The sequence below is a fragment of the Quadrisphaera setariae genome, assembly GCF_008041935.1.
GTDB lineage: Bacteria > Actinomycetota > Actinomycetes > Actinomycetales > Quadrisphaeraceae > Quadrisphaera > Quadrisphaera setariae.
Genome location: NZ_VKAC01000001.1, coordinates 461,904 through 481,223 on the forward strand (window position 1 = coordinate 461,904; position 19,320 = coordinate 481,223).

The window sequence follows — 19,320 nt, forward strand, 5'->3', positions numbered from 1 at the left end:
GGGGCGTCCGGACGCGGCACCGGACGGCGGCTCGGCGGACGGCGGCTCAGCGGGCGGTGGCACCGGGCGCCGCGTGCCAGCGGAAGGTCGAGGCGTCGAGCTGGTCGGCGGGCAGGGGGCGGCTGATGACGTAGCCCTGGATGGTGTCGCAGCCCAGCTCGCGCAGCCGCTCGAGCACGTGCAGGTCCTCCACGCCCTCGGCGACCACCCGCAGGCCCAGCGCGTCCTTGAGCGCCGTGATGCTGCGGATGAGAGCTGCGCTCACGGCCGCGTCCCCGGCGGACGACGACGCCTCCAGGCCGCGCACGAAGCTCTTGTCGATCTTCAGCTCCTGGACCGGCAGGCGCTGCAGGTAGGACAGGCTGGAGTAGCCCGTCCCGAAGTCGTCCAGCGAGATGGTCGTCCCGATCGCCGCCAGCCGCTCCAGCACCTCGATGGTCCGCGCCGGGTCCTCCGCCAGGGAGCTCTCGGTCATCTCGAGCGTCAGGCGCGACGCCGGCACCCCGGCGCGGGCGAGCGCGGCGGCCACCCGCTCCGGCAGCGACGGGTCCTGCACGTTGCGGGCCGAGAGGTTGACCGCCACGGACAGGTCGATGCCCTGGTCCTGCCAGGTGCGGCACTGGTGGAGCGCCTTGCCCAGCAGGTGGTGGGTGAAGGGGTCGATGAGCGCCGTCGACTCGGCCAGGGGCACGAAGAGGTCCGGCGCCAGCCGGCCGAGGCGGGGGTGCTCCCAGCGGACGAGCGACTCCACCGACGTGACCAGGCCGGAGGCCAGGTCGAGCTTGGGCTGGAAGTGCAGGGACAGCTCGTCGCCGTCGAGGGCGCCGCGGAGGTCGGCCAGCAGCTCCACGCGCTCCGCCCGCCCCTCGTCCATCGACGAGGTGTAGACCACCGGGCCGTCGGCGCGCCGCGACGTGCGGGCCGTGTCGGCCCGTCGCAGCGCGTCGCCGAGGTCGTCCCCGGGCTGCGCCAGCGCCACCCCCGTGCTGGCGGCGGTCGAGACCGAGGTGGAGGTCAGCTGCACGGGGGCGTCCAGCGCGCGCTCGACGCTGCCGGCGGCGAGCAGCGCGTCGTCGAGGGCCGACCCGCCCTCGGGCGTCGGAAGGACCACGGCGAACTGCCATCCGCTGAGCCGGCCCACGAGCGCCCCGGGCAGGGCCAGCTCCAGGCGGCGCGCCACCAGCACGAGCAGCTCGTCGCCGGCGCGGTGGCCGAGCACGGCGTTGACCTCGTCCGCGCGGTCCAGGGAGAGCACGAGCACCGCCGGCGGCCGGTCGCTGGCCAGGGCCGCTGCGGCCTGCTCCGACAGGCCCAGCAGGTTGGGCAGCCCCGTGAGGGGGTCGTGGCGCGCGTCGTGCCGGAGCCTGTCCACCAGCCACGCGCTGCGCAGCGCGACCTCCAGGTGGCCCGCGAGGGTCTGCAGGAGGGAGAGGTCGTCCCGGCCGAAGGTGGCCGTGTCGCCGAGCCGGTCCGCCACGACCACGAGCCCGCGCCGTCCCTCGACCTCCACCGGGCAGGCCATGGCCTCGCGCAGGCCGTGGGCCGCCAGCCACTGCTGGTGCAGGCGGTCCCCCGTGCGCGGGCCGACGAGGGTCCCGCCCTGCGCGAGAGCGGCCTCGACCAGCGCGGTGTCGTGCGCGCGGCGTCCGGTGCGCTGGAGCGTCGGCTCGGCGTCGTCCTCCTGCGACTGCGCCAGGGCCGTCCAGCCCCCCTCGCCGTCGCCGTCGTCGGCCGCGGGCACGAGGATCGAGGCGCGCTCGGCGCGCACGTCGGTGCGCAGGCGTCCGAGGAGCACCTCCGCCAGCTCCCCGCCCTGGGCCGCGGTGTGCGCCCCCAGGTCCACGAAGTCCTTGACCACCTGCAGCGACGCGTGGCGGCGCCGGAGCACCAGGTGGACCCTGTAGACGGCAGCCACCAGGACGACGACGGCCGCCAGCAGCGTCCACCCCAGCGCGCCCGAGGCCGCCAGCAGCGCCACGAGGAGGCCGGTGGCCACGTTGATGACCACGAACACGACGGCGGGGACCACCGAGTCGACGACGTCGACGACCTCCAGCGGACCGCTGTTGATGCGGATCACGAGCAGCACCAGGCACGTCATGAGCAGGTCCACCACGGCCATCGCGGCGTAGACGGCGAGCGCCAGGGCCACGTCGAGGTGCTCGCGCGGACCGGTGAGCAGGTGCGCCACCAGCACCACCAGGGAGACGTCGAGCAGGTAGGCGCCGAGGTTGAAGGCGAACTTGACGGGGCTCACGCGCTGCAGGGCGAAGGCGAGGGCCGCAGCTCCCACGCGCACGGCGACCAGCACCTCGGGTGGGCAGAAGAGCAGCCCCAGCAGCAGGGGGACGCCGGTGAGGGAGAAGCTGTAGGCCTGGCGCCGCACCTCGACGTGGGCCTGGGCGAGCTCCGCCACGACCAGCGCGACCGCCAGGACGGCCAGCCCGGCCCACCCGCCCAGCGGCGGCTCCGGCAGCAGGGCGCGGTGCGGCAGGTGCGCGGCGGCTGCGGCGCCCGCCGACGCGATGGCTGCGGTCAGCGCCAGGGTGAGCCCGCCGGGCCCGCAGGCCCAGCTGCGGAGCCTCGCGGCGGCACCGACCAGCGTCACGGCCCACCTCCTGTGGATGCTCGAGTCCCCCTGTCCTTCGGGGGAAGGGCAGGGGGACTTGAGCATCCGGGGGTCAGGCGCCCAGCGCGGCCCGCGTCACGACCAGCGCGCGCTGTCGTAGCTGGAGCTGCTCCACCGCGCCCGGCTCCAGCGGGCGCTGTCCCAGCCGGCGGCCGACCAGCGGGCCCGCTGCCAGGCGGCGTCGCTCCAGCGGGCGCGCTGCCAGGACCCGGAGGAGGCCCAGGTGTCGCCGCTCCAGCGCTCGCCCAGGTACAGCCCGCCGGACCACGTGGCGTCCTGCGCGGCGGCCGCCGACCAGACCCGGCCGTCCCAGGCGCGGCCCTGCACGTCGACCTCGCCGGTGAGGGCGGCTCCCGTCTCGGGGTCCACGAGGTGGGCGGTGCCGCGGGCGGCGTCGAGGCTGCCCAGGCCCGTCGACCGGGGGAACGACTGCCGCGCGGACAGCGCGGCCCGGGCCCGGAGGTCGCCGGCCTTCGCGGCCTTCACGGTCCGCAGCGCGGCGGCCACGTCGACCTGGCCGGCACCGACGCTGCGCCGGTCCGCGCCCCAGACGGGGTCCGCCGTCGAGGTCAGGGCCGCCTTGACGGCGTCGGGCGTCAGGGACGGGTCCGCCTGCAGCAGGAGCGCGGCGGCACCGCTGACCACGGCCGCGGCCTGCGACGTGCCGCTGCCGCGCAGGAGGCGGGCGCTCGCGTCGTTGGCGACGCGCCCCTCGGGGTGCTCGGTGTCGACGAACGAGCCGGGGGCCCGCAGGCCCACCACCGAGGTGCCCGGTGCGGCGATGTCGACGGGCCGCTCGCTGGTGCCCCGGGAGGAGAAGGACGCCGACGACGGCGTGCTCCAGGCGCTCCACGCCTGCGCGGCGCCGTTCGTCACCGACGAGAGCACCGAGGTGCTCGGCGACGTCGCTCCGACGGCGATGACGTAGGGGTCGATGGCGGGGTTGCTCAGGCCGCCCGAGTCGGGCCCCTCGTTGCCGGCGGAGACGACCACCACGACGCCGCGCTGCCAGGCGCGCTCGACGGCGGCGGCGAGCGGGTCGACCTGGTAGCTCTGCAGACCGTCGGTGCCGAAGGAGAGGTTGACGACGCGCACGTCCATGCCGTTGTCGCGGCGGTGCTCCACCACCCAGTCGAGCCCGGCGATGACCTGGCTGACGTCGGTGCTGCCGTCGGTGTTGGCCAGCTTCAGGGCCAGGAGGCCGGCGTCGGGCGCCACGCCCAGCTGGGAGGTGCTGTCCAGGACGGACGGCGCGCCGGTGCGGGTCCGCGACGCGGCGTCGGCCGTCCCGATGATGCTGGCCATGTGCGTGCCGTGGCCGTAGGAGTCCGGTGACAGCGGTGAGGCGCTGTTGGCCTCGATCGACAGGTCCGGTCCCTGCACGAGCTTCCCGGCCAGGCCCTGCACGGGGGCGACGCCGCTGTCGACGACCGCCACGGTCACGCCCTTGCCGGTGAGGGCGGCGCCGCGCGCGTCGGTCTGCTGCCAGACGTCGCGGGCGCCGATGGCGGTGGTGATGGAGTAGAGCGACCCCGGGTCGCGCCGTGCGTCGTACTTCCCGGTGAGCGGGTTGCGCGCGAGGTCGTCGGTCTTGCGGTCGCCCCACAGGGTGCCGAGCACCGAGCTGAGGAGTCCGGGCTGCAGGGTGGTCGGTGCCGCCACCGCTGCGACCCCGGTGCCCGCGTCGCCGGGAGAGGCGGCGAGGGCGGGGGCGGCGGGCACGAGGGTGGCGGCCGCGACGAGCGCCGTGCCGGCGAGGGCGGTGCTCCTGAGGCGCTGGCGGGTGGGACGCCGGTCACGGCGCCGCTGGAGGTCACTGGTCACGCTCCGAGGTTGCGCCTTCACTTGAGGTAGTCGTGAGTGCTGCGGCGTTCTGATCATCCGCCTGGCCCAGCACCGCACCCGGGTGGCCGATCAGTGGTGAGGCGGGACGGCCTCCAGGGGCGGGTGCAGAGCCGCGCCACGGGCGGTGGAGATCGTCCGTGGGAATCGCGCTGGGCGACGGGATCCGCAGCGAGGTCTCATCGCGCGGCGCGGATCCGTGCCCAGGGTCTTGTGGGTGACCCGAAGGCGCCCCTAGGGTCCGGTGCACCCCGCGACGGCGCCGTCACCGCGCGCTGCGGGCGGATCCGTCGACGGGGAGGGCGCATGCGCACCGGGTACGTGTGGGAAGAGCTCTACGGCTGGCACGACACCGGCACCCACGCCGCCTTCGTGGCGCCCGGTGGCCTCGTGCAGCCCCACCGCCACGTGGAGTCGGCCGAGTCCAAGACGCGCTTCGCCGCCCTGGTGGAGGTCAGCGGGCTGGGGGCGAAGCTCGACAGGATCCGCGCGGTGCCGGCCGCTGAGGACGACGTGCTCGCCGTCCACACCGCCGAGCACCTGGAGCGCATCCGCGCCGGCAGCGCCGCCCCGCGCGGCGGCGACGCCGGCGACGGCACCTCCCCGTTCGGCCCCGGGGGCCTGGAGATCGCGCTGCTGGCCGCCGGGGGCGCCGTCCAGGCGGCGTCAGCCGTGGTGACCGGCCGGGTCACCAACGCCTACGCCCTCGTCCGGCCGCCCGGTCACCACGCCCGCCCCGAGACCGGCATGGGCTTCTGCGTGTTCGCCAACGCCGCGATCGCCATCCAGCACGTGCGCCGCCACCACGGGGTGGAGCGCGTGGCGGTGGTCGACTGGGACGTCCACCACGGCAACGGCACCGAGGAGGTGTTCGCCGAGGACCCCGACGTGCTGACGATCTCGGTCCACCAGGACCAGCTCTACCCCAAGGGCACCGGCCGCCTCACCGACCGCGGCCGCGGCGCCGGAGAGGGCTCTGCGATCAACGTCCCGCTGCCCGCGGGCACCGGCAACGACGGCTACCTGCACGCCGTGGAGCAGGTGGTGCTGCCGGCGCTGGAGCGGCACCGGCCCGACCTCGTGGTGGTCGCCTCCGGCTTCGACCCCGCCGCGCTCGACCCGCTCGGCGGCATGGTGGTGACGACCACCGGGTTCCGGCGGATGGCCCGGGCCGTGCTCGACGCCGCCGACCGGCTGTGCGACGGGCGGGTCGTGATGACGCACGAGGGCGGCTACAGCCCCGTCTACGCGCCCCTGTGCGGCGTCGCCGTGCTGGAGGAGATGTCGGGGGAGCGCACCGAGGTCACCGACTTCCTCGCCGAGGAGTACGAGGACCTCCCCGACCAGGCGCTGCGGCCCCACCAGGCCGAGGCCGTGGCGGCCGCGGCGGCCGCCGCCGGGCTCCAGCGGGCAGGGGCGGCGCTGTGAGCACCGTCGACCGCAGCGGGGCGGACCGCCAGGAGAAGCCGCACGGCGTGGTGGTGGACGGCCAGCTGCGCCGGGTGCTCGGCACGCCGTCGCTGGTGCTGTTCGGCCTCGCCTACCTCGTGCCGCTGACCGTCTTCACCACCTACGGGCTCATCACCCAGCAGACCAGCGGACACCTCGCCACCGCCTACCTCGTGACGACGGTGGTCATGGCGTTCACGGCGGTCAGCTACGCCCTGAACGTGCGCGCTCACCCCTCGGCCGGCTCGGCGTACACCTACGTGCAGCGGAGCTTCGGCGCGCACGCCGGCTTCATCACCGGCTGGGCGCTCATGCTCGACTACCTGCTCCTCCCGATGATCAACTACCTGCTCATCGGGATCTACGTCAACGCGCAGTTCCCGTGGGTCCCGGCCTGGCTCGTCGTCGTCCTCGCCATCGCCCTGGTCACCGCGACGACGATCGTCGGCATCACCGTGGTCGACAAGGCCAACCTCGTGCTCGTCGGGGCCCAGCTGGTCTTCGCGGTGGTGTTCGTGGCCCTCGTGGTGGCCCAGCTCACCGGCGCCTCCCAGCGCCCGGGCCTGCTGGAGCCGTTCGTCTCCTCCGACCTCGCCTGGCCGGCGGTCTTCGCCGGCGCGGCCGTGCTGGCGCTGTCCTTCCTCGGCTTCGACGCCATCTCCACGCTCTCGGAGGAGGCGAGGGACGCCCGGCGCTCCGTGCCGCGGGCCATCGTCATCACCACCGCGCTCGGCGGCGTGATCTTCGTGGTGCTCTCCTGGGCCTCGCAGACGGCCCTGCCCGACTGGCAGTCCATCACCGACCCCGACTCCGCCGGCCTGCAGGTCATGACCGAGGCCGGCGGGCAGCTCCTGGCGAACTTCTTCCTCGCCGCCTACATCGCGGGCTGCTTCGCCTCCGCGACGGCCAGCCAGGTGTCCGTGGCGCGCATCCTGTTCGCCATGGGCCGCGACGGCGTGCTGCCGCGCGGCGTCTTCGGCGCCCTGTCCGCCCGCTTCCGCACGCCGGTCGGGGCCACGCTCGTGGTGGCGGCCGTGTCGCTGCTGGCCCTCGTCATCGACCTCGCCACGCTCGCCTCCGTCATCAGCTTCGGCGCGCTGGCGGCGTTCTCGCTGGTCAACCTCACCGTCGTCAAGGGATACGTCATCGACGGCAGGCGTCGTTCACCGCGTGACATCGCGCTGTACGGCGTCGTCCCGGTGATCGGCTTCGTGCTGACGCTGTGGCTGTGGACCAACCTCACCGCCGAGACGTTCGTCGTCGGTGGGGCCTGGGCCCTGGTCGGCGTGGCCTACCTCGCGGTGCTCACCCGCGGGTTCCGCAGGCCGCCCCCGCAGCTGGCCGTCGACCACACCCCCTGAGGGGGCCGATCCGGCGACCCGGGCGTCCCGCTGACCGGGGGGCGTCAAGGCAGGACAGCGCCCCGTCGATGGAGCGCTCATGACCTGGCGCTGGAGCGCGGTGCTCGCGGCAGTGGGCAGCACAGCGGTGCTGCTCACCGCCGCGGGCGGCGGCGTGCCCCCGGCGCTGTACTTCGGGTGCTACCTGCTCGGCATCGCCGCGGTGCTCGCCGGCGCGCTGCGCCACCGCGGCGCAGTGCGCTCGGGGTGGGTGTGCATCGGCCTCGCCCAGGTGCTGTGGCTGCTGGGAGACGTCGTCCACGACGCGGCCTACGGGCTGCAGGCCCTCCCCGCGGGCGCTCTCTCCCCCGGGACCCCGGCGTACGTCGCGGGGTACGTCCTGCTCACCGCCGGGCTCGTGGTGCTGGGGCGCAGCAGCGGCGCGGAGGACTGGCGCGCCGGCGCCCTGGAGGGCGCCATCGTCTCGGTGGCCATGGCCCTGCTGGTCTGGGTGCTGGTGGCGGGTCCCCAGATGGAGACCCCCGGCGGCGGTTGGCAGGCCACCTTCGGCTACTTCGTCGGCGACGTGGTGCTCGTCTCCCAGGCGGTGCACCTGCTGTCCGTCTCCGGCTGGCGCTCACCGAGCCACCTCCTGGGCGCCTCGGCCACCCTGGTGCTGCTCAGCTGCGACGCCCTCTCGGTGCTCGCACCGGGTGACGGGGTGTGGACGACGGTGCTCTCGTTCGGAGCCGTCGCCAGCAACCAGCTGTGGGCCCTGGCCGCGCTGCACCGCAGCAGCAGCGGCCCACCGGCCGGCGCCCCGCGGACCTCGGGCATCTCCGCAGGGCGCCTGGGAGCCCTCACCGGCGCGCTGGTCCTTCCCCCGACCCTGCTCGGCGTCCTCGTCCTCACCGACACCGCGCCCGGGTGGGCCGCCGCCCTCCCCGCGTGGCAGGCCACCTCGATCGTCGCCGCCGGGGTGCTGGTCTCGCTGCTCGTGGGCGCTCGCGTGCTCGAGGCGAGGCGCACGGCGGCGCGCGCCCTGGGCGAGATGGCGGGGCTCAGCCGCTCGCTCGAGCACCAGGCCACCCACGACCCGCTGACGGGTCTGGCCAACAGGGCCAGCAGCGGTACCCGCCTCGCGGAGGCGCTCACGGCCGCGCGCGGCGCGCGGCGGTCGCTGGGACTGCTCTTCGTGGACCTCGACGGGTTCAAGGCCGTCAACGACACCCACGGCCACCGCGCCGGCGACGAGGTGCTTCGCACCGTCGCGGGCAGGCTGCGCTCGTGCGTGCGCTCCGGCGACGTGGTGGGCCGTCTCGGCGGTGACGAGTTCGTCGTCGTGCTCGTGGACGTGGCCGACGAGAGCGAGCTGCTCGCGTGCGCGCAGCGCGTCGTCGACCACCTCGGCGCGCCGCTGAGCGCCGGCGGCCAGCAGGTGGCGCTCGGCGCCAGCGTGGGCGTCGCCTTCACCGCCGACGGCTCCACGGCACCCGAGGTGCTGCTCCACGAGGCCGACACCGCCGCCTACCGCGCCAAGGCGGGCGGACGGGGCTGCGCCGTGCTCTACGACGACGCGCTCCGCCGCGAGGAGCAGGCGCGCACCGAGCTCGAGGACGACCTGCGCCGCGCCATCGCGGCGGACCAGCTCGAGCTGCACTACCAGCCGGTGGTGAACCTCGGCGGCGGGCTCGGGGCCACCGGCGGCGTCGAGGGCTTCGAAGCCCTGGTGCGCTGGGACCGCCCCGGCCACGGACCGGTGCCGCCCTCGGAGTTCGTGCCCGTGGCCGAGGCGTCGGACCTGGTCTGCGAGCTCGGGCGCTGGGTGCTGCGCACCGCCGCGCGCCAGCAGGTGGCCTGGGCGCGGCTGCGCGCCGACGGCACCGCGCCCATCATCGGCGTCAACCTCGCCCCCCGGCACCTGGGCCGCCCCTCCGTGGTCGAGGACGTCGCCTCCGCGCTGCGCGACGCCGGGGCCGACCCCCGTCGCTTCCTCGTGGAGGTCACCGAGACCGACGTGGTGGACACCGCCGCTGCGGTGGAGCACCTGCGTCGGATCCGGGCGCTCGGGGTGGGGATCGCCATCGACGACTTCGGCACGGGCTACGCCTCGATCCAGCACCTGCGCCGCCTGCCCTGCGACCACCTGAAGATCGACAGGAGCCTGGTGGTGTCCACCGAGCCCGGCGCCGCCGAGCTCCTCGCGCTGGCCGTCAGCTCCGGGCACGCCTTCGGCATGCTCGTGCTCGCCGAGGGCGTGGAGACCCCCGAGCACGAGGCCGCCGTCCTCGCCGCCGGAGCCGACCTCGGCCAGGGCTGGCTCTGGAGCCGCGCGCTGCCCGCGTCCCAGCTCGACGAGGTGGTGCTGACGAGGTCGACGCCCCGGCTCCGCGCCTCCTCGCCCGGTCCGGGACCGCTGCTCCCCGTGGGTGCTGCTCGTCCGGAGGGAGCCCGGTGATGCGCCGGGTGGGCCCCTGCGCGGTAGCGCCCCTGGGGGTGCTGGTGGTCATCCCCGCGCTCGTCGTGCTGCAGGTCAGGGGTGCCGCGCACGGCTGGCCCTGGGGCGTGCAGCTGGTGGTGTGGGCCGTCTTCTCCGCGAGCCGCGACGACGCCGTGCAGCGCGTGCTCGGAGGAGGGTCCCTGGAGCGTCGGGTCGTGGCCCGCACGGTGCTCGGCTGCCTGCTCGGCGCGCTGGCGGTGTTCAGCTCCGGCGCCCCCGAGCTGGCCCCGGTGGTCTGCACCCTGGTCACCGCGGTGCACCTGCGGTGGGCGGCCCGCTGGTCCCTGCCCGCGGGCCTCGCCGGCATCTGCCTCTCGGTGCCCGCCGGCGTCGTCCTCGACCACCTGGGCGGGGTCCACCCCATGGCGGGCCCCTACAGCCTCTGGATCTCCGTGGCGCTCATGGGTCTGGGGGCGGCCACGGTGGGCAACCTCGCGCTGCTCTCGGCCCAGCAGGAGGAGGCCCAGCAGCGCGCCGCCCGCGCCCAGCAGCTGCGCGAGGAGCTCCTGCGGCGCGCCGCGGAGCACGACGTGCTGACGGGGCTGCTCTCCCGCTCGGCGGTCACGGCGCGCCTGGCCGCAGGCGCCGCGCGTGCGCGGCCCGGCTGCGCCACGGGGGTGCTCTTCTGCGACCTCGACGGCTTCAAGGCCGTCAACGACGGGCACGGGCACGCCGCCGGTGACGCCCTGCTCGTGGAGGTCGCCGCGCGGCTGGTCGAGGCGGTCGGAGCCAGCGGCGAGGTGGGGCGCGTCGGCGGTGACGAGTTCGTCGTCGTCCTGCAGGGGCTCGAGCGCCCGGCGGAGGCGCACGACGTCGCCGAGCGGGTGCGCTCGGCGGTGGACGCGCCCGTCGCCGTGGGCGACCGGCTCGTGGCCACCGGGGTGAGCGTGGGGGTCGCCGTGACCACTGGGCGCACCAGCGCCGACGACCTCCTCGACGCCGCCGACGCGGCCATGTACGCCGACAAGGCCGAGCGCCGCCGCGCCCGCACCGCAGCGGGTGCAGCGACCTCCGCGGAGGTTCCGACCGGCACGTGATCCGGCTCCACGAGGGAGCACTGCGCGCAACGTTGCACTCAGTGCATGATGGACCCGTGCTCTCGACCGTCCAAGACCGGCGGGCGGCCCTCAAGGGCCGCCACCGCGCCGCCCTCGTCACCGCGGCCCGCGAGCTGCTGGACGAGCGCGGTGGCGCCGGCTTCACCACCGAGGACCTCGCCGCACGCGCCGACGTCTCGCGTCGCACGGTCTTCAACCACTTCTCCCACCTGGAGGACGTGGTGGTCGCGTGCGTGGAGGCCGAGCTCGAGACGGCCATCGCCGCCGTCGAGGAGGACCTCGCCGCCTCCGTGGTGCGCGCCAGCCCCCTCGACGACCTCGAGGCCACCCTCGGCACCTCGGAGGTCGCCACGGTCCTGAGCTGGCTGGGGCGCACCCTGTCGGCACCGGGCCGCGAGACCGCCGCCGAGCGCGTCCGCCAGCGGGCCATGCACCGCTTCGGCGCGGGCGCCGCCGAGCGCCTGGCCGAGCGCTACCCCGGCACCAGCCCGCTGGAGCTGGCCCTCCTCACCACCACCGTCATGAACGGCATGGCCGTGGTGGGGGAGGCCTGGCTCGAGGAGACCGGCGGCACCCTCGACGAGCGCAGCCGGCGCCGGTGGGCCGACCTGCTCGACCTCCTCTTCTCCGCCGTGCGCCACGGCTTCGCCCCGCGCGCCGCTGATCCCTCCCCGGTCTCCTCGACCCCCTCGACTCCTCCGACCTCCCCGACGGAAGGCTCCTGACGTGGCCCGCTGGCTGTCCGCGCTCGGCTCCCTGGTGGCGCGCCGCCCCCGCACGACCATCGGCACCTGGCTGGTGCTCCTGGCCCTGGGGGTGACCGGCTACCTCACCCTCGGCGGCACCCTGTCGTCCACGGTGAGCCTGCCCGGGACGCCGACGGCGAGGGTCGCCGAGCAGCTGCAGCAGGAGTTCCCCGACGCCAGCGGCGGCAGCGGCACGGTGGTGTTCCACGCCGAGGACGGCGCCGCCCTCACCGACGCCCAGCGCTCGGAGATCTCCGCGCTGCTCGCCCGCGTCGCCCAGACCCCCGGGGTCAAGGGCACCGTCGACCCCTTCACCACCACCGCCCAGCGGGACCAGCAGGCGCAGCAGCTGGAGGGCGGCCAGCAGCAGATCGACGCTGCACGCGCCCAGCTCGACGCCGGGCAGGCGCAGCTCACCGCCGGCCGGGCGCAGCTGGAGGCGCTGCCGGCCGCCGCGCAGCAGAGCCCGCGCGTGCAGGCCCAGCTGGCGGCGCTGGAGCAGCAGCAGACCCAGCTCGACGCCGGCAGGGCCCAGCTGGAGGAGCAGGCCCGCCAGGCGGACCTCGGCAGCCGCCTGGTCGCCGTGTCCGAGGGCGTCCGCCAGGTCTCCGCCGACGGCGGCACCGCCCTCGGCGTCGTGCAGTTCGCGCTCCCGCAGGACCAGGTCACGCCCGAGACCAAGGAGGCCGTGGTCAGCCAGCTGCAGAGCGACGAGGGCCGTTCGACCATCCCCGGCGTGCAGGTGGCGCTCAGCCAGGAGCTGGTCCAGGAGGTCCCCGAGGTCTTCGGCCCCGGGGAGGCCGTCGGCCTCGTGATCGCCGCCGTGACGCTGCTCGTGGTGCTCGGCACCGCCATCGCCGCGGCCGTGCCGATCGTCTCGGCCGTCGTGGGGGTGGGCGTCGGCGTCACCGCGGCGCTGTCCCTGTCCGGCGTCGTCGACATGATCTCCGTGACGCCGATCCTCGGGGTCATGCTGGGACTGGCGGTCGGCATCGACTACTCCCTCTTCCTCATCAACCGCCACCGCCGCCAGCTGCTCCACGGGATGCCGCTGCGCGCCTCCATCGCCCTGGCCACCGGCACCGCCGGCAACGCCGTCGTCTTCGCCGGCCTCACCGTGGTCATCGCGCTCGCGGCGCTCAACGTCACCGGCATCGGCTTCCTCGGGCTCATGGGCACCGTCGGCGCCTTCTGCGTGCTCGTGGCCGTGGCCATGGCCGTGACGTTCACGCCCGCCGTGCTCTCCCTCCTGGGCGCCCGGGTGCTGCGGCGCAAGGAGCGGGCGTTCTACGACCGGCACGACGCCGCCGCCGAGCAGCAGCGCCACGACGACGACGCGGCCGAGGCGGCCGCCCAGCGGGCCCTGAGGCCCATGCGCACCGGTCGCGCCGTCGTCACCGTGGTCCTCGGCGTGGCCGTGCTGGGGCTGCTCGCCGTGCCCGCGGCCTCGCTGCGCCTCGGCCTGCCCGACGGCTCCTCGGAGTCCGCCGACTCCACCCAGTACCAGGCGTTCGAGCTCACCGAGCGCGCCTTCGGCGCCGGCGCCAACGGGCCGCTGCTCGTGGTGGCCGACCTGCCCCAGCCCCTGACCGGCACCGACCAGCTCGCCGAGCAGGTCCGCGTGGCCGAGCAGCTCAAGGGGCTGGCCGACGTCGCCGCCGTCGCCCCGATCGGCGCCTCCGCCGACTCGCGGCTCCTGGCGTTCCAGGTGGTGCCGGTGAGCGGACCCACCGCCGAGGCGACCGAGGTGCTCGTCCAGGACATCCGCGCCCTGCCCGAGGGGTACGGGGTCGCCGGGGTGGCCAGCGGCAACATCGACGTCTCGGAGAAGCTCGCCGGCGCGCTCCCGGGCTACCTCGGTCTGGTGGTCGGGCTGTCGCTGCTCATCCTCGTCGTCGTCTTCAGGTCCCTGCTGGTGCCCCTCACGGCGACGCTGGGCTTCGTTCTCTCGCTGTTCGCCACCCTCGGCGCCATCACCGCGGTCTACCAGTGGGGCTGGCTCGCCTCCGTCTTCGGCGTCACCACGCCCGGCCCGGTGCTGAGCTTCCTGCCGACGATCGTCATCGGGATCATGTTCGGGCTGGCGATGGACTACCAGCTCTTCCTCGTGTCCGGCATGCGAGAGGCCTACGCCCACGGCGCTCACGCGCGCACCGCCGTCACGGCGGGCGTGAAGGCGGGGCGCCGCGTGGTGGTCGCCGCGGCGATCATCATGATCTCGGTGTTCGCCGGCTTCATCGGCTCCGACTCGGTGATCATCAGGTCGTTCGGGTTCGGGCTGGCCTTCGGCGTGCTGGCCGACGCCTTCGTGGTGCGGCTGCTCGTCATCCCCGCCGTCATGCACCTCCTCGGCCGCAGCGCCTGGTGGCTGCCGGGGTGGCTGGCCCGGGTGCTGCCCGACGTGGACGTGGAGGGTGCCTCCCTCGAGCGCTCCCACGCGGGGGCAGGCGCGGGGGCCGGCGCAGGCGCGACCGTCGCCGGGGGCGCTGCGGAGGCTGCTCCGACCAGGTGAGCCGGCGGCACCCGCCGCGGACCGCCCGAGGGGGCTGCCCTCAAGGTCGCCGCGGCGACCGCCGAAGCACCGGGGAGACGCTGGCCCCCCCCCGGGGGAGGCCGCCGCACCACCCCCGGAGGAGGCAGCCGTGCCCCAGCTCCCCGCCCACCGCGCCGCCCTGCGCGAGCCGGCTGGCTGGGACGTGGCTGACCTGCGAGAGCTGGTCGCCGGCGGGCGGTCCGCAGGACAGCTCCTGGTCCGCTACCAACCCGTGGTCAGCACCGCCACGTCCGAGCCCCTCGCGGTGGAGGCGCTGGTCCGCTGGCAGCGCCCCGACGGCTCGCTGGTGCCGCCCGACCTCTTCATCGGCGCCGCCGAGGCCGCCGGGCTGGGGGCCGCGCTGGACGAGGTCGTCCTCCACGAGGCGCTGCACCAGGTGCTGCGCTGGGACGCCGCCGGCATCCGCGTGCACCGCGTGGGCGTGAACCTGGGCCGCAGCAGCATCGAGCGCACGGACCTCGTGGACGCGGTGGCCCGCGCCTGCGCGTGCGCCGGCACCGGACCCGACCGGCTGGCGCTGGAGGTGCTCGAGCACGAGCGGCTCCACCTCGACGACGGCGTGCTCGACCGGCTGCAGGCGCTCGTCGACGCCGGCACCACCCTCGCCGTGGACGACTTCGGCTGCGGCTACGGCGACGTGGGCCGCCTCGCCCAGCTGCCGGTGGGCCTGGTCAAGCTGGACCGCTCGCTGCTGCCCGGCAGCGGCACCCCGCTGGCGCGCACCGCCCCCGACCCCGAACGGCTCCTCGCCGCCTCGGTCGCCCTGGCCCGAGCGGTCGGCGCCGAGGTGACCGCCGAGGGCGTCGAGACCCCCGAGCAGCGCGACGCCTGCGCCCGGGCGGGCGTCGGGCACCTGCAGGGCTGGCTCTTCGCGCCCGCGCTGGAGCCCGACGCCGTGGTCGCGCTGTGGCGCGCCCACGCGGCGCAGCTGCCCGAGCAGCGGCTGGCCGCGTCGTCGTCCTGAACCTCCCCGACCCCCGCGGGTGGGTCAGGAGGCGGCGCGCACGTCGCGCGGAGGGCGGCGCTTCCCCACGACCAGGCCCAGCCCGACCATGCCGACCGCGAGCACCAGGTGGAGCCGGTTGTCGGCGCTGTTCAGCGGCACGAGGTTGGCTGCGCTGTCCTGGTCGACCAGCAGGCCGTAGACCCACAGCACGGCGTACACGAGGCCACCGCCCACGAGGTAGACCCGGGCGGCCGGTCGCGTGCGGGACATGGCCAGCCCCACCACGCCGTACAGCAGGTGCACGACGTTGTGGAGCACCGAGACCTGGAACACCCCCAGGAGCATCGCTCCGGAGTGGTGGCCGGCCGCGGCCATCGCGTCGTACTGCGTGGTGACCCCCGGCACGAAGCCGAGCACCCCCACGAGGAGGAAGACGACGCCGACGACGCGCGTGGTGCTGCGCAGCTCGTGGTGGCCGCCGGTGGCGGAGACGTCGGTGCGGGGTGCGGACACGGGGGACCTCCCGGGGCGCTGGAGCGCTCGGGAGCTGAACGCCGGACCGCCGCGGAGGGCGGCCCGCGTCCACCGTGGCACGCCGTCAGCGGCGGCGCAGCACCAGGCGCAGGAGGGTCCCGCCCACCGAGACCGCCGCCGCGGCGACGGCGAGGGGGCTGCTGGGGGTGGTGCTGGGGGTGGCGGCGCTCTGCGACACGGGGTGCTCCTCGTCGAGCAGGGGGGACGGACGCGCACGACGCTAGGGCCGGGAGCGTCCCGGTCGCGGGGGATCCACTGGACCGGAGCGGGCGACGACGGCGCGGCGCGACGACACGCGCGGCCGCTCCCACCAGCCGCGACGGCGGTCAGCCGGCGAACCGGACGAACCGGGCAGAGCGCGTCCGTGCGGTGCCAGCGGCCCTGCTCCGGCCGGGTGACCGCGGACGCTCCGGCGGGCGTCATCCGCCCGCGGGCTGTACCGGACGCCCGGCGCCACCGATGCAGAGGGGGTGAACCGGCGCAACGACGCACTGAAGGGCGTGGAGCAGCAGCTCCTCGCCCTGGTGACCGTGCCCGGCCGGTCCGTCGACCCGTCGTCGCTGGCAGGCCCCCGGCACCTCTTCCGCGCCGTCGCGTACATCCAGCGCGACGGCGACCCCCAGCCCCAGGTGGGCATCGACTCCGACGGCGACCTCCAGTGCCGCTGGGCGGCCGACGGCCTCGAGCTGGTCGTCACCGTCGAGGAGCGCGGCGCCGGCTACGTGTGGGCGCTCGACGCCGCGGGCTCCGAGCTGCTGTACGCCGAGTGGAAGCCCAGCGACCAGCCCCACGAGCTGTGGGGGACCGCGGCGCAGCTGCTCAGGTCCCCGCGGGAGATGGCCGACGCCTGCTGAGGCGCGGCCCCCGCCGCCGTCGTCGTCCTCATCCGCTGTCAGCGGGTGGCGCCGCTGGTGAAGTCGTTGGCGGTGCCGGTGGAGACCACCGACGAGCCGCCGAAGACCAGTGCCGACGTGGGCCGGCCCTTCTTGGCCAGCGCGGTCAGCGCCGACGACGTGGACGGCGACAGCGCGCCCGACGGCGTCAGCAGCAGCGGACCGTCGAGGTTGCCCATCGCCGCCGCACCGGCCAGCGCGTCGGGCCAGTTGTCGCCGGTGGCCAGCCCCACCGACCGCACCGGCGCCGACCCCGTCGGAGCGGTGAAGAGCTCGGCCACGCGGCGGGCGGTGTCGTACCTGTCGGTGCCGATGACGGCCCGGTCGGCTCCGTGGCCGCTGGTGGCCTTCGCCGCCGGCCCGCCGACCGCCACGAGGAGCTCGCTGTTCGGGTCGTAGGTCTGCAGGTACTTCAGCGTCGCGTCGGGCATCTTCGACCCGTCCGTGAGCAGCACCACGCCGCCCGTGCGGGCCGCCAGGGCAGCCACGGCCAGGCCGTCGGGGTAGTTGGTGCCGCTGGCCACGTAGATGGGGGCGCTCGCCCCGCCGTCGTCCGCCGCCGTCTGCGCCGCGATCTTCACCGCGGTGTCGAACCTGTCGGTGCCGGAGATGCGCGTGACCGTGTACTTGGCGTTGACCGCCTTCACCGCGGTCTCGACGGCTGCTGAGACCGCCGACGTGCCGCCGAGCAGGTACACCGTGCCGACGGCCGTCTGCGACGGAGCGCTGCCGGCGCTCGCGGCGGGGGTGGAGCCGGCGGCCGCTGCGGCCGGTACGGCCAGCACCCGCGCCACCTCGGAGGCGACCTCGGTGTTCAGCGCCAGGGGGTCGGTGAGCAGCAGCGGACCGCCGACGGCCGACGCCAGGCGGGCCCCGGCCAGGGAGTCGGCGTAGTTGGTGGAGGAGGCGATGACCACCGCGCGGCTGCTGCCGGTGCCGGGGAAGAGCTTCTGGGACACCGACACCGCGGTCTGCACGCGGGTGCCGCCCTCGTAGCGGGTCAGCCCTGCCGCGGGCTGCACGAAACCGCCGAACGGCGTCACCGCCGTCGACGCCGCCGACGCAGCACCGGCGCCGAAGGCGTTGGTCGCCGCGACGGTGAACGTGTACGCGGTGCCGGAGGTCAGGCCCGAGACGACGGTGCTCGTGGCACCGGCTGCCGCGGTGACCGGTGTCCCGGCAGTGGTGCCGACGTAGGGAGTGATCGTGTAGCCGGTGACGGCCTCGCCCGCGACCGAGCTGGCCGTCGGAGCCGTCCACGTGACAGTCGCGCTGCCCTGTCCGGGGGTCGCCTTGGGGGCAGCCGCCGGCGCCGCCGGCACGGCCCCGACGTTCAGCGTGATGGTCTTGTCGTAGTAGGCCCCGGAGCTGCCACTCGCCCTCACGACGACCGTGTAGGAGCCTGCGGTCGGCGCCGGCCAGGTGAGCGTCCCTGTCGTCGCGTTGCTGAAGCCCAGCCCGCTCGCCGCAGGGGTGGCGCTGAGGAGCTGCCATCCCGTGGGTGAGCCAGTGGCCGTCAGTGTGCGGCTCAGCGCGGTGCCGGAGGGCGCGGTGAGCGTGGACGGCGACGTGATGACCGGTGCGCCAGCGCTAGCCGCAGGGGCGATCTTCCACACCTTGGACGAGCTGCCGTTCGCGTCCGCCACCCACACCGTGCCGTCAGCGCCGAAGGTCACCGCGTCGGCGGACATCATTCCCGTGGCGATGGAGGTGGCGCTGCCTCCCGAGGCAGCATCCAGGGCCACGACGCCCGTCCCGCTGGTGACGGCAACGGTGCCCGAGGAGACGTCCAGGGAGGTCGCGCCGGCGACGGACCCGAGTACCGACAGGGTGGTCCCCGTCGAGTCGATCTTGTCGATCCGGCCGCTGTTGCCGGACTCGGCCACGTAGACCACGCCCGACGCGTCGACCGCCACGTCCTCGGGGGTGGACAGGGAGACGTTCCCCGGCTGGGTCGGGGGAGTGGTGCCGCCGCTGCTGCTGCCGTTACCGGCGATGATCGACAGGGTGGTGCCTGTGACCTTGAGCACCTGGTTGTTTCCAGTGTCGGCGATGTAGAGATTGCCGCTGCCGTCGACGTCGATGCCGCGCGGTCCGCGCAGACCGGCCCCGCCGGCTCCCGAGGTGCTCACGGTCCCTGGCACGGGCACGCCCGGTGCTCCGCTGGTGTTGCCCACGACGACCGTGAGCGCTGGCGTCGTGGTGCCGCTCACCGGCATGGTGAAAGAGGCGATCTGGTTCTTGCTGCTGTCTGCGACGTACATGGTCGTTCCGTTGACTGCGATGTCGGAGGGTGACGTCGTCAAGCTCGACAGATCGGCCACGGCGGTGACCGCTCCGCTCGCGTCCAGGGCGATCACCTTCTTGGCCGTACCGTCCAGCACGTACGTGGTGCTCCCCGCCACGGCGATGCCGTCGGCGTCTCCGAGGGTGCCGCCTGCGATCGCCAGCGAGGCGGGCGCGCCGAAGGCGGTCACCGCGGCCAGCGCTGGTGCGGAGCTCGTCAGTGCGAGCGCGGACACGATCGCGGCAGCGGTGACTGCGACGCCGAGCGGGGCTCGGTGGCGGGCGGGGCGCGGCAGTCGGCAGTCCACCAGTCGATGGTCGTGGGCCGGGCGTCGCTCTCGCGGGACCGACACGCGCGCGACCGTCGTCGTCCTGAGGGACCGATCATCGGTGGGGTCCGCGCGGAGGCGCCCGCGCCTGCTCAGAACGGCGGTGTGCTGGCCGCCGTGACGCCCCTGTTCTGCACAGGTGCGGTGGAGATGTGGCGCGCAGGCGCGTGATCGTCGCGCTGGTGGGGGCGGGGGTGCGGCGGGGGAGGGAGCG

At 75.3% G+C, this 19,320-nt stretch carries 12 protein-coding genes; 8 read left to right on the forward strand and 4 right to left on the reverse strand.

Translation table 11 applies throughout. The annotated features are described in order from the left end of the window. Window positions 1-46 precede the first annotated feature (46 nt). Complete coding sequence (locus tag FMM08_RS02095; RefSeq protein ID WP_147924641.1) at window positions 47-2,608, reverse strand: putative bifunctional diguanylate cyclase/phosphodiesterase; 2,562 nt, start codon at window positions 2,606-2,608, stop codon at window positions 47-49. A 96-nt stretch (window positions 2,609-2,704) separates the two neighbouring features. Beyond that, entirely contained in the window at window positions 2,705-4,453 is a 1,749-nt protein-coding gene (locus tag FMM08_RS02100; RefSeq protein WP_187279473.1) for a S8 family serine peptidase, read from the reverse strand. A 324-nt stretch (window positions 4,454-4,777) separates the two neighbouring features. On the opposite strand from FMM08_RS02100, the gene FMM08_RS02105 reads away from it, so the two are divergent. The 7 genes from FMM08_RS02105 to FMM08_RS02135 all read left to right on the forward strand — a co-directional run bounded on the left by FMM08_RS02105 (window position 4,778) and on the right by FMM08_RS02135 (window position 15,082). Next, the gene (locus FMM08_RS02105) at window positions 4,778-5,899 is read left to right on the forward strand and encodes a class II histone deacetylase (protein ID WP_147924643.1); all 1,122 of its coding nucleotides are present in this window, start codon (window positions 4,778-4,780) and stop codon (window positions 5,897-5,899) included. 47 nt (window positions 5,900-5,946) lie between these two features. After that, a complete protein-coding gene (locus FMM08_RS02110; RefSeq protein ID WP_147924882.1) occupies window positions 5,947-7,281 on the forward strand; it encodes an APC family permease in 1,335 nt (444 codons plus the stop codon). A gap of 79 nt (window positions 7,282-7,360) precedes the next feature. Continuing rightward, the gene (locus FMM08_RS02115; protein WP_147924644.1) at window positions 7,361-9,718 is read left to right on the forward strand and encodes a putative bifunctional diguanylate cyclase/phosphodiesterase; all 2,358 of its coding nucleotides are present in this window, start codon (window positions 7,361-7,363) and stop codon (window positions 9,716-9,718) included. Window positions 9,719-9,756: 38 nt separating this feature from the next. Further along, window positions 9,757-10,797, forward strand: coding sequence for a GGDEF domain-containing protein (locus FMM08_RS02120; RefSeq protein ID WP_147924645.1), 1,041 nt, complete (start codon window positions 9,757-9,759; stop codon window positions 10,795-10,797). Between the two features lie 56 nt (window positions 10,798-10,853). Continuing rightward, window positions 10,854-11,543, forward strand: a complete 690-nt coding sequence (locus tag FMM08_RS02125) for a TetR/AcrR family transcriptional regulator (RefSeq protein ID WP_147924646.1) — start codon at window positions 10,854-10,856, stop codon at window positions 11,541-11,543. A gap of 1 nt (window position 11,544) precedes the next feature. Continuing rightward, window positions 11,545-14,076 (forward strand): MMPL family transporter, encoded by a 2,532-nt coding sequence (locus FMM08_RS02130; RefSeq protein WP_147924647.1) that lies wholly within the window; start codon window positions 11,545-11,547, stop codon window positions 14,074-14,076. 130 nt (window positions 14,077-14,206) lie between these two features. Continuing rightward, window positions 14,207-15,082 (forward strand): EAL domain-containing protein, encoded by an 876-nt coding sequence (locus tag FMM08_RS02135; protein WP_147924648.1) that lies wholly within the window; start codon window positions 14,207-14,209, stop codon window positions 15,080-15,082. 24 nt (window positions 15,083-15,106) lie between these two features. Here FMM08_RS02135 and FMM08_RS23530 read toward each other — a convergent pair whose 3' ends face one another. Then, on the reverse strand, window positions 15,107-15,577 hold the full coding sequence (locus tag FMM08_RS23530; protein WP_255471950.1) for a DUF4383 domain-containing protein: 471 nt from the start codon (window positions 15,575-15,577) through the stop codon (window positions 15,107-15,109). Window positions 15,578-16,068: 491 nt separating this feature from the next. Here FMM08_RS23530 and FMM08_RS02145 point away from each other — a divergent pair, with 491 nt between their 5' ends. Then, window positions 16,069-16,452, forward strand: coding sequence for a hypothetical protein (locus FMM08_RS02145; protein ID WP_147924649.1), 384 nt, complete (start codon window positions 16,069-16,071; stop codon window positions 16,450-16,452). A 38-nt stretch (window positions 16,453-16,490) separates the two neighbouring features. Here the strand turns inward: FMM08_RS02145 and FMM08_RS02150 are convergent, their stop codons facing one another. Then, window positions 16,491-19,085: a cell wall-binding repeat-containing protein gene (locus tag FMM08_RS02150; RefSeq protein WP_147924650.1), complete on the reverse strand. Its 2,595-nt coding sequence runs from the start codon at window positions 19,083-19,085 to the stop codon at window positions 16,491-16,493. Window positions 19,086-19,320: the final 235 nt, after the last annotated feature.

Coding starts and splice junctions, on each gene's coding strand:
- FMM08_RS02105 (WP_147924643.1), top strand. CDS start 4,778: ATGCGCACCGGGTACGTGTGGGAAGAGCTCTACGGCTGGCACGACACC.
- FMM08_RS02115 (WP_147924644.1), top strand. CDS start 7,361: ATGACCTGGCGCTGGAGCGCGGTGCTCGCGGCAGTGGGCAGCACAGCG.